The following is a 12237-nucleotide window of genomic DNA, read 5'->3' on the forward strand; positions in this document are numbered from 1 at the left end:
TTGAGAACATGACAAAACACGATAAAGCGATAACTCTGGCTTTCACTGGCGCATCCGGTGCGCCTTATGGCCTGCGTTTACTTGAATGCCTTTTGGCCGCCGATTATCAGGTCTACTTGCTGATATCATCGGCAGCGCGAGTGGTGTTGGCGACCGAGCATGAACTTAAGTTACCTGCTGGGCCAGATGCTGCGAAACAAGCTTTGGTTAAGCATTTAGATTGCGACCCAGAAAAGCTGGTGGTGTGTGGCAAAGATGATTGGTTCTCACCGGTTGCATCTGGTTCAGCAGCACCGAAGCAGATGGTGGTGTGTCCATGCTCTGCAGGAAGCTTGGCATCGATTGCTCATGGCCTATCAGATAACTTAATCGAGCGTGCAGCCGACGTGGTTATGAAAGAGCGAGGACAGTTGTTGTTGGTGGTTCGTGAGACGCCATTTTCTACGTTGCATCTAGAGAATATGCACAAACTCTCGACCATGGGCGTGACGATTATGCCTGCAGCTCCGGGTTTTTATCATCAACCTAAGTCGATTGAAGACCTGGTCGACTTTATGGTGGCACGCATTCTAGACCATCTTGGTATCGAGCAAGGTTTAGTGCCACGTTGGGGGTACGATCAACGTAATTGATCCAAACTTGATGGCTTATTGTTAAAAATCAAATTACAATCCTGAACACTCATCGGGGAGCGAACCATTCAAATAATGAATGCGAGCTGAGATCAAGCAGACACTTGGGACCCGTAAACCTGAACCAGATAATGCTGGCGTAGGAATTGAGTTAGGAACAACCTCTACCGTTCTCCTCCCTCAAACCTGTGCCGCTCAGACCATGGAGAGCGTCCAGTGAAATTAACATTAACAACTCTTGCTGTTACTACAGCCATCTCTTTTTCTGCCTTCGCAGCAGACAACACCTTAACGGTTTACACTTACGACTCTTTTGCTGCGGATTGGGGCCCTCGTCCTGCCGTTGAAAAAGCATTCGAAGAAAAGTGTGGTTGTGATGTGAATTTTGTCGCGTTAGAAGATGGTGTGTCTATTCTAAACCGCTTACGTCTTGAAGGTGGCAACAGCAAAGCTGACATCATTTTAGGCCTAGATAATAATCTCATGGCTGAAGCGAAATCTACGGGCTTATTGGCTGAGCACAGTGTTGATACATCATCTGTGACGCTTCCTAATGGTTGGAACGACAGTACCTTTGTTCCTTATGATTTTGGTTACTTTGCGTTTATCTATAACAAAGAGAAGCTAGCAAACCCGCCAAAGAGCCTGAAAGAACTGGTTGAGCAACGTGACGATCTTAAGGTTATCTATCAAGATCCACGTACATCAACACCAGGCCAAGGCATGATGCTATGGATGAAGTCGGTTTACGGTGATGAAGCAACTGCAGCATGGAAGAAGCTTGCTCAGAAAACGGTGACTGTGACTAAAGGTTGGTCTGAAGCTTACTCTATGTTCCTAGAAGGCGAGTCTGATTTAGTGTTGTCTTACACAACGTCTCCGGCTTATCACATCATTGCAGAAAGTGATTCTAAGTACGCAGCTGCAAGCTTTGAAGAAGGTCATTACACTCAAGTGGAAGTGGCAGCGAAGGTTAAAGGTAGCAAGAACGAAAAGCTTGCCGGTGAGTTTATGGCATTTATCTTAAGTGATGAGTTCCAATCGGCGATGCCTACTGGCAACTGGATGTACCCAGTGACCGATGTTGAGCTACCAAAAGGGTTCGAGCAACTTACGGTTCCTCAGAAAGCGCTAAGCTTCACACCAGAAGAGATCGCCGAGAAGCGTAAGCCTTGGATTCGTGAATGGCAGAATGCGCTTACTTTTTAACTTACGATTTAACTTATTATTTAGGAACATGAGTTTTCTAACGTACTTTTAAAAAACTAGCTTTCTGTATTTAAAGGTTCATTCGTTATGTTTGGAGTGAACCATTTACGGTAAAAAATCAATTTATGATAAAGAAAACACCTAAGGTCGGGGTTTGGGTTGCGATACTCATTACCACCTTCGTGGTTTCAGCAGTTGGGGCATTGCTTAGCAATGCCCCTTCTCTTGATATCAGCCAAGTATGGTCCGATCCTTACTATTGGCATGTAACGAAATTCAGTTTCTATCAAGCGACACTCTCAACGATGCTGAGTGTTGGCTTTGCTATACCTATTGCTCATGCTCTGTGTCGCAGACAATTTTTTGGACGGGCCTTGTTGTTAAGGCTGTTTGCTTCGACCTTGGTTTTGCCCGTACTAGTTGGCGTATTTGGTTTGCTAGCTATTTATGGAAACAGTGGTTGGTTAGCTAAATTTCTGGCGAACTTCGATATTAAACTGCCATTCTCGATTTATGGGTTGAATGGTATTTTGCTCGCACATGTCTTCTTTAACCTGCCTTATGCTAGCCGTTTACTTTTACAAGCTTTAGATACCGTACCTGCCGAGCAGCATAAGCTGTGTGCTCATTTGGGTATGAGTCATTGGAACAAATTCAGATGGGTTGAATGGCCTCGCTTAAGACAGCAACTGCCACATGTGTGTGGTTTGGTCTTCATGCTGTGTTTTACCAGCTTTGCTACCGTGATGGCACTAGGCGGTGGACCTAAATCAACCACTATCGAACTCGCTATTTATCAGGCGATTAAATTCGACTTTGACCTGCAGGCTGGTGCCTTGCTCGCGATATGGCAAATGCTGCTGTGTGGTGTGCTAGCTGTGAGCATTCAACGCCTATCGAAACCTATTTCAGTGACAGCCAGTCAATTGTCGGAAGAGAAATATTTGGTTAAGGATAGCTGGTGGTCAAAAGCTTGGGATAGCTTTTGGATCATCACCGTCTCAATGCTGGTATTGCCGCCATTAGCTATGGTTATCGTCAGTGGCATTAACTCGCAGGCATTAATCGTACTGAGCAGCGAGCCGTTTTGGGCTGCGTTAATGACCTCGGTTAAAGTCGCGTCATTAGCAAGTGTTATCGCGGTTGGTATTGGTATCGCCATACTGCTGACTAGTCGAGCATGGCGCTTACAGAATAAGAATTTTCGAGCCGATAAAATCGAGCTGATTGGCACTATTATCTTAGTTACTCCCGGGCTTGTGATCAGTACGGGGCTCTTCTTATTACTGCGTTCATTCACCGATGTTTTCAGCTTAGCTTTCTTTATCGTGATTGCAGTAAACAGTTTAATGGCGCTTCCTTACGTAATTAAAACCTTGGCTCAACCTATGCTGCATTTGTCTCAGCAGTATCAGTATGTGTGCGCAAGTTTGGGAATGACTGGTTTCACGCGTTTTAGGCTAGTGGAGTGGCGTGCATTGCGTAAACCGATGGCACAAGCTTTCTCGATCAGCTTTATGTTAGCAATGGGTGACTTAAGTGCGATTGCTTTGTTTGGTAGCCAAGATTTTAGAACTCTGCCTTTGTACCTATTCCAATTATTAGGCAGCTATCAAATGGAAGCCGCAGCTGTGGTTTCCGTGAGCTTACTGTTACTGAGTGTTGGCAGCTTTAGCCTGATTGAATTTTTATTTACTCGAAGATCTAAGCTCGATGCTAAAGAGTTGAGGAACCGATGATGTTAGTGATGAAAGATGTGGACTACCACTATCACAGAGAGTTGTTTTGCTTTGATTTTCAAGCTGAGCAGGGCGATATTGTTGCGCTGATGGGGCCAAGTGGCGCAGGTAAATCAACGCTGTTGGCATTGGTTGCTGGGTTTATTGAGCCCACTTCGGGTGAGATCTCTGTAGCGGGACAATCACTGATTGGCAAAGAAGCACATCAGCGTCCATTAGCGATGTTGTTTCAAGAGCACAACCTGTTTGCCCATCTCACCGTACGTGAAAATATTGGCTTAGGCTTACATCCAGGGCTAAAGCTTACGGCAACCCAAAAGCACGAAGTCGAACAGGCCGCTGCACAAGTGGGTGTCGCTGAGTATTTAGATAGATTGCCTGAGCACTTATCGGGCGGTCAACGTCAGCGTGTCGCGTTAGCTAGATGCTTTGTTCAGCCTCATGATATTTGGTTGCTTGATGAGCCTTTCTCTGCGCTTGACCCTTTGCTTCGTGAGGAAATGCTTAACCTTGTTAGGCGATTAGCCGCCGAGCGAAACATTACGGTATTGATGGTTACTCACCACTTAGGTGATGCACGCAGTATCGCAAATAAGTTCGTTTTTGTAGCGCTAGGTAAGGTGTTGGTTGCAGACTCGATAGAGACACTGACGGCTGAACATCCACAGCAAGAGCTAAGCTCGTTTGTTAAAGCGGGTGAATGATGATTTTTTCACTCCTGTGAGTACTTATTGATATTGAGATCTTCTTGATATCGAGTGCGTCAAAAACAAAAAGACCTAGCATGCGCTAGGTCTTTTATTATCTTTCTGATTAAAGGGCGGCGAAGATTAGTCGCCTAGCTTTAGCTCTTTTAAGATTTGGAATATTTCACGAGAAGACTTAGCCGGTTTGTTTGCCGCTTTCTCTTTGTTAGCTTGACGAGCGAGCTGACGAAGACGTTGACGGTCTGCTTCAGGGTACATTTCCATAACGTCTGAAATGGCCGCATCGCCTTCTGCAACAACACGATCACGCAGTTGTTCTAGTTTGTGCAGTTCAACTGTTGCTTGAGAGTGTTTGTTGCGAATCTTATCTAAAGCCGCTTGAATTGGCTCTGGATCGACACTGCGCATTACTTTACCAATGTATTGAAGTTGACGGCGCTTCGCTTCATTTTTAAAGCGTTGTGCATCTTTAATCGCTTGTGCCAAATCTTCAGACAGCGGAAATTTGTCTAATACAGAAGGCTTTAGGCCAACAAGCTCTTCTCCCAGCTTTTGCAGGGCGTCCATGTCCGTTTTCATTTCTGTCTTACTTACCCAGATGATTTCTTCTTCTGGTTCCCATGGGGCTTTTTGGTTTTTGCGAGCCATCTTTTCTGCCTATGTCACTATCTCAAACGAATATATTGCCTATTTTAGCAAGAATCTTGGGGAGAAAGCGAAATTCTTGTTATCCTACGTAATATTGACCTAAAAAATTAGAATAGATATGGATGTAAAACAGAAAGTCGCCCAACAACGAGTTGAGCTAGAAGCCGCAGTAGCTAAAGCGTTGGATATGGCATCAGTGAGTGCAGACGCCGCTGAGGTTGCTATTACTAAGTCAACGGGTTTAAGTGTTTCAACACGTATGTGTGAAGTGGAAAACGTTGAATTTAATAGTGATGGTGCTCTAGGTATTACTGTTTACCGCGGTCAGAAAAAAGGCAGCGCATCTACATCTGATCTGAGTGAGAAGGCAATTGCTCAAACAGTCGCGGCTGCGCTTGATATCGCTCAGTACACTTCTGAAGACCCGTTTGCTGGTCCTGCAGCAAAAGAATACATGGTAAAAGAAATTCCAGACTTGGATCTTTTCCACCCTGATGAACCAAACCCTGACTATGCCGCTGAGATTGCGATTGCAGCTGAGAAGCAAGCGCTAGCTTATAGCGATAAGATCAAGCAAAGTGATGGTGCAAGCTACGACAGCCATTATGGCGTTAAAGTTTATGGTAACAGCCATGGCTTACTAGCTAGCTACGCATCAAGCCGCCATAGCACGAGCTGCTGTGTGATTGGACAAGGCGCTAACGGTGAGATGGAGCGAGACTATAGCTATACCGTTGCACGTCACCGTGATGAGCTATGGACGCCTGAGCGCGTAGGTCAAGAAGCAGCAGAAAAGACCATTAGCCGTTTGGATGCGAAAAAGCTACCAACAGGCCAATACCCAATCATGTTTGCTAACGATGTCGCGACTGGCTTGATTGGCCACCTTGTGATGGCGATCAGTGGTGGTAACCTATACCGTAAGTCATCGTTCTTATTGGATCACCTAGGTCAGAAAATTCTACCTGATTGGTTTAACATTTCTGAGCGTCCTCATATCTTACGTGGTTTGGCTTCAAGCCCATTCGATAGCGAAGGTGTTTACACTCAAGATCGTGAAATTATCACGGATGGTGTGTTAGCAACTTACCTGCTAACCAGTTATGCCGCACGTAAAATGGATATGACACCAACAGGTCATGCTGGTGGTATTCATAACTGGTTCGTTAAATCAACGGGTCAAAACTTTGAGCAGATGCTAAAAGAATTAGGAACCGGCTTCCTTGTGACTGAAGTAATGGGTCAAGGCGTTAATACCGTGACCGGTGATTATTCACGTGGCGCAGCAGGTTTCTGGGTTGAGAATGGAGAAATCCAATACCCAGTATCTGAAGTGACGATCGCGGGTAACCTAAAAGACATGTTCACTCAGATTGTTGCGGTTGGTAACGATGTTGAAACGCGTTCACAAATTCAAACGGGTTCTATCTTGCTTGAGTCGATGAAAGTCGCGGGTGAGTAATGAAGTTAGCGCCAATATGATGAATTAAAAAAGGGAGCCGATGGCTCCCTTTTTGTTTTCTGTATTTCGCCAAAAATAGGCTAGCAGCTTATGATAACTAGATCAGTATGGTTGCTAAGCCTAAGAACACCGATAGGCCAATAACATCGGTTACTGTGGTCAGTGCCATACCGCCCGCAAGTGCTGGATCGATATTCATCTTTTTTAGCATTACCGGGATGGTTACACCGGCGATACCAGCGACAATCAAGTTGGTCATCATTGCAGCTGAGATGATGCCTCCCAGTATCCAGTTACCTTTCCAAGCAACCACTATACCGCCAATGATAACAGCCCATAACACGCCGTTTAGGAAGCCGATGGCCGCCTCTTTGAGTAGTAGTTCGCGTTTGTTACTGTCACCGATATGACCGAGTGCTAAACCACGAATCACAAGTGCAACGGTTTGGTTACCAGCAACCCCGCCCATTGAAGGTACGATAGTCATTAGAACCGCAATCGCTGCCATTTGGTCGAGTGTTGCTTCAAACATATTGGATACAGATGCAGCAGCAAGTGCTGCGAGTACGTTAGCACCCAACCAGACACTACGACGACGAGCAGATTTTACGACTGGAGCGAAAGTATCTTCGTCATCGTCCATACCCGCCATGCTCATCATTGAGTGCTCGGCGTCTTCACGGATAACATCAACCACGTCATCGATAGTGATACGACCAACAAGATGCTGGTTACTATCAACAACGGGTGCAGAAACCCAATTACGACGTTCGAACAGACTGGCGATATCGGAAGCACTGGTTTCAACCGCAATCGCTTCGTCAGCATCTTCCATCACTTCGGAAACCTGAACATCGGGCTGAGTTGTTACTAGTGTGGTAAGCGATAGGTTACCGATCAGACGTTCTTCTTCATCAATAACATACAGAGCATCGGTTGCGTCGGGCAATTCGCCACGCATACGCATATAGCGCAATACAACGTCGACATCGACGTCGCCACGAATCGTGATTACGTCGGTATTCATGATCGCACCCGCTGAATCTTCTGGGTACGAAAGGGCGGTTTCTACTAATGCACGATCGACGGAGTCCATTTGAGAAAGGACTTCGCGAGAAACATCGTCGGGTAGGCTTCGAAGTACGTACGCGACGTCATCGGTTTCCATACCTTCTGTTGCTTCTGCCAAGGTTTCTGGTGCCATTTTCGACACAAGCGCATCTTTGACGTCTTCGTTTAGTTCATCAAGAATTTCACCGTAGTCTTCTGGATCGGTGAGTTGCCAGAGTACGTCACGACTTTTGCGAGGGGAGGCTTCTAAAAGGTGTGCAATATCTTCAGGTTCCATGTCCTGAAGTTGTCGACGTACGTGAACAAATCGGCCGTTTTCTAGGGCTTCGCTGACTTCTTGGAGGGTTTGGTGAGCTTGGTCGAATTCTAATTGCTCTGCCATATTTTCCTCCTATTTTTTATTCTAACAATGCTTGGGATAGTAACTTAATTCTGGGGCTTATTTAAATCATAAACTTAGCTAGAACTAAGATTTAATACTGGTTGGTTCGAAGTTTGAGTCTTCAGTGTTGTGAGTGACTCGTTTTCGCTACTCACCTTCATCAAACTTGTCTTCAATGAGGTGGCAAACAGCATCAAGTGCTTGTTGTGAATCGGTGCCTGTAGCTTGGATCGTGATGTGTTGCCCTTGCGCTGATTCCAGCATAAGCAACCCCATCACACTGTCTGCAGTTGCGATTTTATCTTCTTCGCTATGGATCGTGATAGTTGCATCAAAACTTTGGGCAAGCTCAACCAATTTTACGGCTGCTCTAGCGTGAAGACCCAAGCGATTTTGGATCAGTACAGTTCGAGTTAATTCCATGGTTAGCCTTGTTGGTGCTTCTCTAGGGAGGCATGTCTGATTTGAACTTGATGACCGAGTTGTTCGAAGTATTCACCAATTTTCTGAGTTAGATAAACTGAGCGGTGTTTGCCGCCAGTGCAACCAATCGCGACCGTTAGGTAACTGCGATTATTCTTCTCTAACATGGGTAACCACTGCTCAACAAAGCCTTGAATTTGTTGCTTGAGTTCAAGAACTTCAGCGTGTTTCTCTAGGAAAGAGTGAATTGGAGCATCAAGTCCCGTCAATGGTCGTAGTGCCGGTTCCCAGTGAGGGTTTGGCAGAAATCGAACATCAAACACATAATCGGCATCACTTGGTAGGCCGAACTTAAAGCCGAAAGACTGAAAAACGATAATGAGTTCTTGTTTTTCTTTGCCCTCAACTTTGAAACGAACCTGTTCACTCAATTCGTAGAGGTTACAGTCACTGCTATCAATCACAATGCTGGCTTGCTCTACAAGAGGAGTCAGAAGTGTTTTTTCTAAATCAATAGCTTGTTCAAGAGAGAGTTTTTCTTGGCCGATCGATAAAGGATGAATTCTGCGTGTTTCGCTGTAGCGCTTGAGTAGCGTCTGTTTACTCGCATCTAGAAATAAGACGTTTAGGTCTATATCTGTGGCGGCTTCTAGCTGGTCTAGCGTTTCTGTAACTAACTGAGGCTCTTTTGGTAGGTTACGAATATCAATGCTAACAGCGACGTTTTGATTGATCTCGCGTACCGATTCGACGAAGTCGTTGAGCAGGTTTACTGGTAGGTTATCAACACAGTAATACCCCAAGTCTTCAAGAACTCGTAGCGCAACACTTTTCCCGGCTCCTGACTGGCCACTGACAACGATTAATCGCATGTTATTACTCGCAAGTTGGCACTTGAATCATGATGTCGTAAAGCTCTTGATCGCTTTGAGCATTACGCAACTGTTTAAGAGTCTGCTTGTCGTTAAGTCGCTCTGCCATACAAGAAAGGGTTTTCAGATGCTCTTTACATTGTTCACTAGGAACAAGTAGAGCAAACAGTAGATCAACTGGGCGGTTATCGATAGCATCAAATTCGATTGGGTCTTGGCATTGTATTAATACAGCAATCGCTTTATCACTGACATTCATGCGTGCATGGGGAATCGCAATACCGTTACCGATACCTGTACTGCCCATTTTTTCACGGCTCAGCATGCACTCAAACAGTTCTGTTGAATCTTGACCGCAGCTTTCTGCTGCGATTTGACTGATCAGCTCAAGGGCTCTTTTTTTGCTTGTGCATTGGACTGCACTTTTAGTGCAGTCCAATGAAAGTACTTCGCTTAATTGCATGTTAGTGACTACTTAGTTTTTCTTTGTGCTTGTTGAGTTGGCGAACAAGTTTATCAACCAATGAATCAATCGCGGCATACATGCTTTCATCTGTTGCTGTCGCATGAATTTCCCCTTGATTTATATGCAGGGTAGCTTCTGCGATTTGATTGATTTTCTCAACTTTTAAAACAACTTGAACACTATTGATATGATCAAAGAAGCGCTCAAGTTTGTCGAATTTGGTGTGAACATAGTCTTGCATTGAATCGGTAAGATCAACGTGATGGCCTTGAATATTGATTTGCATAGACTTTCCTTTTCAGTTGGTTGCCAGGTTACAACTAAATTAATAGTTAACTAATCAATCGTTAATGAATAAAGAGCTAACTACTTTAGTTTATAGCAGGCGTTTACGCTGACTCGATGGGGCAATGCCCAGAGATTCACGGTATTTCGCTATGGTACGTCTAGCTACCTGAATTCCTTGGTCAGCCAGTAAAGCAGCAATCTTACTATCACTTAGAGGCTTTGCGGTATTTTCCGCTGCGACAAGCTTCTTAATGAGTGCGCGAATTGCTGTAGATGAACATTCACCGCCATTGTCAGTGCTGACATGGCTTGAGAAAAAGTACTTGAGCTCGAAGATGCCACGCGGTGTGTGCATGAATTTTTGAGTCGTCACACGAGAGATCGTGGATTCGTGCATATCAACAGCTAAAGCCACATCATTCAGTACCATCGGCTTCATGGCTTCTGCGCCATGTTCGAAGAAACCGCGTTGATGTTCAACAATACACCGAGCGACTTTTAGTAGTGTTTCATTTCGGCTCTCTAGACTTTTAATTAGCCATTTTGCTTCTTGCAAATTTGAGCGGATAAATTGGTTGTCAGCACTACTGCCTTTGCTACTAAGGGCCGCGTATTGTTGATTCACTTTTAGTTTTGGCACGCTATCTGGATTGATGGTGACCAACCATTTCCCAAGCTCTTTGAAGACGGATACGTCAGGAACCACATACTCGGTTTCGTCTGGCGTGATCTTACTGCCAGGGCGAGGGTCCAGCTGTTGGATTAATTGCAAAACTTCGCGTAGTTCCGCTTCTTTCAACTTGGTCTCTTTGATAACCAGTTTGTAATCGCGATTGCCGAGTTGGTCGATATGGCTAGTAAGTACTAACTTAGCTTCGTTAAGCCAAGGGGTATCTTGTGGGAAGGTCGCCAATTGCAGTAACAAGCAATCTTGCAGATTCACAGAACCGACACCTAGCGGATCAAACTGCTGAATTCGTTTACGAACGGCTTCAATTTCATCAAGCTCGATCTCTTCGTTGTCGAAGTTCTCAAGGATGTCTTCACAAGATACGGTAAGGTAACCGCGGTCATCGATAGCATCAATTAGCGCAAAAGCTATGCTGCGGTCAGTTTCAGTAAATGGTGTTAAATCGAGTTGCCAGAGCAGGTAATCGTATAGACTTTGTGTGGTTTCGCCTTGATAAACGGGCATATCGTCATCAATCGCAATGCCAGTGTTACCTGTGTTTGCGCTGTAAACGTCTTCCCAAGTTGTATCGATTTCTAGTTCGTTGCCGATCTCTGATTTTTCGATTAAATCGGAGCTGTCAGGTAAGTCTTGTTCAACTGTTTCAACTGTTTCAACTGTTTCTTTCTCGTCACTGCTAGGTTTTTCTTCCGATGTTGGCGTATCTTCATTGCCGTCTTCGACATCGAGTAGTGGGTTCGATTCAAGTGCTTCTTGAATCTCTTGTTGCAAATCCAAAGTAGACAATTGCAACAAACGAATCGCTTGTTGCAATTGAGGAGTCATTGCTAACTGTTGGCCTAGCTTAAGTTGTAATGAGGGTTTCATTCAGTGTTACTTACCTAGTTATTATTCTAAGAACTCTCGATACTCTCTATCTAATCATAGACGGAATTGTTCGCCTAGATAAACTTGTTTAACTTGTTCGTTATTGAGAACATCTTCAGGAGTTCCCTCAGCTATTAGATGCCCTTGACTTACGATGTAAGCTTTTTCACACACGTCTAATGTTTCACGAACGTTGTGGTCGGTAATCAAAACGCCTAAGCCGCGATCGCGTAAGTGAACGATGATTTTTTTGATATCGATAACCGATATAGGGTCAACACCGGCAAAAGGTTCGTCCAGGAGAATGAATTGAGGGTTTGCTGCTAGTGCACGAGCAATCTCAACACGTCGACGCTCACCACCCGACAAAGCCATACCATTACTCGCTCGAATATGTTGGATGTGAAACTCTTCGAGAAGATCTTCCAGCTTATCTTGACGTTGTGCGTTAGTCATCTCATCGCGCGTTTGCAAAACAGCCATGATGTTGTCTTCAACTGACAATTTACGAAAAATGGATGCTTCTTGAGGAAGGTAACCGATACCAAGACGAGAACGACTGTGCATTGGTAAGATACTGATGTCTCGGTCGTCAATGCTGATAGTACCTTCATCACGCGCAACCAGACCCACTATCATATAGAAAGAGGTGGTTTTACCTGCACCGTTTGGGCCAAGTAGCCCGACGATCTGACCTGACTCTACTTGCAAGCTTACGTCTGTTACAACTTTACGTTTTCCGTAGGTCTTCGCTAGGTTCTTTGCTGTAAGGACTGCCAT

At 44.9% G+C, this 12237-nt stretch carries 13 protein-coding genes and 1 riboswitch; of the genes, 5 read left to right on the plus strand and 8 right to left on the minus strand.

Annotated features, from left to right (window positions below):
- Nucleotides 1-8 precede the first annotated feature (8 nt).
- From AB6D07_RS07220 to thiQ, 4 genes are all read left to right on the plus strand, one after another.
- Nucleotides 9-632 carry a flavin prenyltransferase UbiX gene (locus AB6D07_RS07220; RefSeq protein ID WP_009847752.1) on the plus strand — a complete coding sequence of 208 codons (624 nt, stop codon included), beginning with the start codon at nt 9-11 and terminating at the stop codon, nt 630-632.
- A 43-nt stretch (nt 633-675) separates the two neighbouring features.
- Nucleotides 676-795, plus strand: a riboswitch (TPP riboswitch).
- A gap of 53 nt (nt 796-848) precedes the next feature.
- Nucleotides 849-1841, plus strand: a complete 993-nt coding sequence (gene thiB / locus AB6D07_RS07225) for a thiamine ABC transporter substrate binding subunit (protein ID WP_017103696.1) — start codon at nt 849-851, stop codon at nt 1839-1841.
- Between the two features lie 125 nt (nt 1842-1966).
- Nucleotides 1967-3580, plus strand: coding sequence for a thiamine/thiamine pyrophosphate ABC transporter permease ThiP (gene thiP, locus AB6D07_RS07230; protein ID WP_017103695.1), 1614 nt, complete (start codon nt 1967-1969; stop codon nt 3578-3580).
- Nucleotides 3580-4284 (plus strand): thiamine ABC transporter ATP-binding protein, encoded by a 705-nt coding sequence (thiQ, locus tag AB6D07_RS07235; RefSeq protein ID WP_009847749.1) that lies wholly within the window; start codon nt 3580-3582, stop codon nt 4282-4284. Before thiP ends, thiQ begins: the two co-directional genes overlap by 1 nt.
- A gap of 126 nt (nt 4285-4410) precedes the next feature.
- Here thiQ and yjgA read toward each other — a convergent pair whose 3' ends face one another.
- A complete protein-coding gene (gene yjgA / locus AB6D07_RS07240) occupies nt 4411-4935 on the minus strand; it encodes a ribosome biogenesis factor YjgA (RefSeq protein ID WP_017103694.1) in 525 nt (174 codons plus the stop codon).
- 118 nt (nt 4936-5053) lie between these two features.
- On the opposite strand from yjgA, the gene pmbA reads away from it, so the two are divergent.
- On the plus strand, nt 5054-6397 hold the full coding sequence (pmbA, locus tag AB6D07_RS07245) for a metalloprotease PmbA (RefSeq protein WP_017103693.1): 1344 nt from the start codon (nt 5054-5056) through the stop codon (nt 6395-6397).
- Between the two features lie 97 nt (nt 6398-6494).
- Here the strand turns inward: pmbA and mgtE are convergent, their stop codons facing one another.
- The 7 genes from mgtE to lptB form a co-directional block, all read right to left on the minus strand.
- Entirely contained in the window at nt 6495-7850 is a 1356-nt protein-coding gene (gene mgtE, locus AB6D07_RS07250; protein ID WP_017100033.1) for a magnesium transporter, read from the minus strand.
- Nucleotides 7851-7997: 147 nt separating this feature from the next.
- On the minus strand, nt 7998-8273 hold the full coding sequence (locus AB6D07_RS07255; protein ID WP_009847745.1) for an HPr family phosphocarrier protein: 276 nt from the start codon (nt 8271-8273) through the stop codon (nt 7998-8000).
- 2 nt (nt 8274-8275) lie between these two features.
- On the minus strand, nt 8276-9145 hold the full coding sequence (gene rapZ / locus AB6D07_RS07260; protein ID WP_017097544.1) for an RNase adapter RapZ: 870 nt from the start codon (nt 9143-9145) through the stop codon (nt 8276-8278).
- Between the two features lie 4 nt (nt 9146-9149).
- Nucleotides 9150-9608, minus strand: coding sequence for a PTS IIA-like nitrogen regulatory protein PtsN (gene ptsN, locus AB6D07_RS07265; RefSeq protein WP_009847743.1), 459 nt, complete (start codon nt 9606-9608; stop codon nt 9150-9152).
- A gap of 1 nt (nt 9609) precedes the next feature.
- Nucleotides 9610-9897, minus strand: a complete 288-nt coding sequence (hpf, locus tag AB6D07_RS07270; protein WP_009847742.1) for a ribosome hibernation promoting factor — start codon at nt 9895-9897, stop codon at nt 9610-9612.
- Nucleotides 9898-9987: 90 nt separating this feature from the next.
- Entirely contained in the window at nt 9988-11457 is a 1470-nt protein-coding gene (locus AB6D07_RS07275; RefSeq protein ID WP_017103692.1) for an RNA polymerase factor sigma-54, read from the minus strand.
- A gap of 54 nt (nt 11458-11511) precedes the next feature.
- Entirely contained in the window at nt 11512-12237 is a 726-nt protein-coding gene (gene lptB / locus AB6D07_RS07280) for an LPS export ABC transporter ATP-binding protein (RefSeq protein WP_009847740.1), read from the minus strand.

This window comes from Vibrio sp. 10N.239.312.C11 (genome assembly GCF_041466065.1).
In the GTDB taxonomy this organism is placed as follows: Bacteria; Pseudomonadota; Gammaproteobacteria; order Enterobacterales; family Vibrionaceae; genus Vibrio; species Vibrio tasmaniensis_A.

What these genes read in the sequence shown, in the direction of transcription:
- AB6D07_RS07220 (WP_009847752.1), top strand. Translation starts at nt 9, where the DNA reads ATGACAAAACACGATAAAGCGATAACTCTGGCTTTCACTGGCGCATCC.
- thiP (WP_017103695.1), top strand. Translation starts at nt 1,967, where the DNA reads ATGATAAAGAAAACACCTAAGGTCGGGGTTTGGGTTGCGATACTCATT.
- thiQ (WP_009847749.1), top strand. Translation starts at nt 3,580, where the DNA reads ATGTTAGTGATGAAAGATGTGGACTACCACTATCACAGAGAGTTGTTT.
- yjgA (WP_017103694.1), bottom strand. Translation starts at nt 4,935, where the DNA reads ATGGCTCGCAAAAACCAAAAAGCCCCATGGGAACCAGAAGAAGAAATC.
- pmbA (WP_017103693.1), top strand. Translation starts at nt 5,054, where the DNA reads ATGGATGTAAAACAGAAAGTCGCCCAACAACGAGTTGAGCTAGAAGCC.
- mgtE (WP_017100033.1), bottom strand. Translation starts at nt 7,850, where the DNA reads ATGGCAGAGCAATTAGAATTCGACCAAGCTCACCAAACCCTCCAAGAA.
- AB6D07_RS07255 (WP_009847745.1), bottom strand. Translation starts at nt 8,273, where the DNA reads ATGGAATTAACTCGAACTGTACTGATCCAAAATCGCTTGGGTCTTCAC.
- rapZ (WP_017097544.1), bottom strand. Translation starts at nt 9,145, where the DNA reads ATGCGATTAATCGTTGTCAGTGGCCAGTCAGGAGCCGGGAAAAGTGTT.
- ptsN (WP_009847743.1), bottom strand. Translation starts at nt 9,608, where the DNA reads ATGCAATTAAGCGAAGTACTTTCATTGGACTGCACTAAAAGTGCAGTC.
- hpf (WP_009847742.1), bottom strand. Translation starts at nt 9,897, where the DNA reads ATGCAAATCAATATTCAAGGCCATCACGTTGATCTTACCGATTCAATG.
- AB6D07_RS07275 (WP_017103692.1), bottom strand. Translation starts at nt 11,457, where the DNA reads ATGAAACCCTCATTACAACTTAAGCTAGGCCAACAGTTAGCAATGACT.
- lptB (WP_009847740.1), bottom strand. Translation starts at nt 12,237, where the DNA reads ATGGCAGTCCTTACAGCAAAGAACCTAGCGAAGACCTACGGAAAACGT.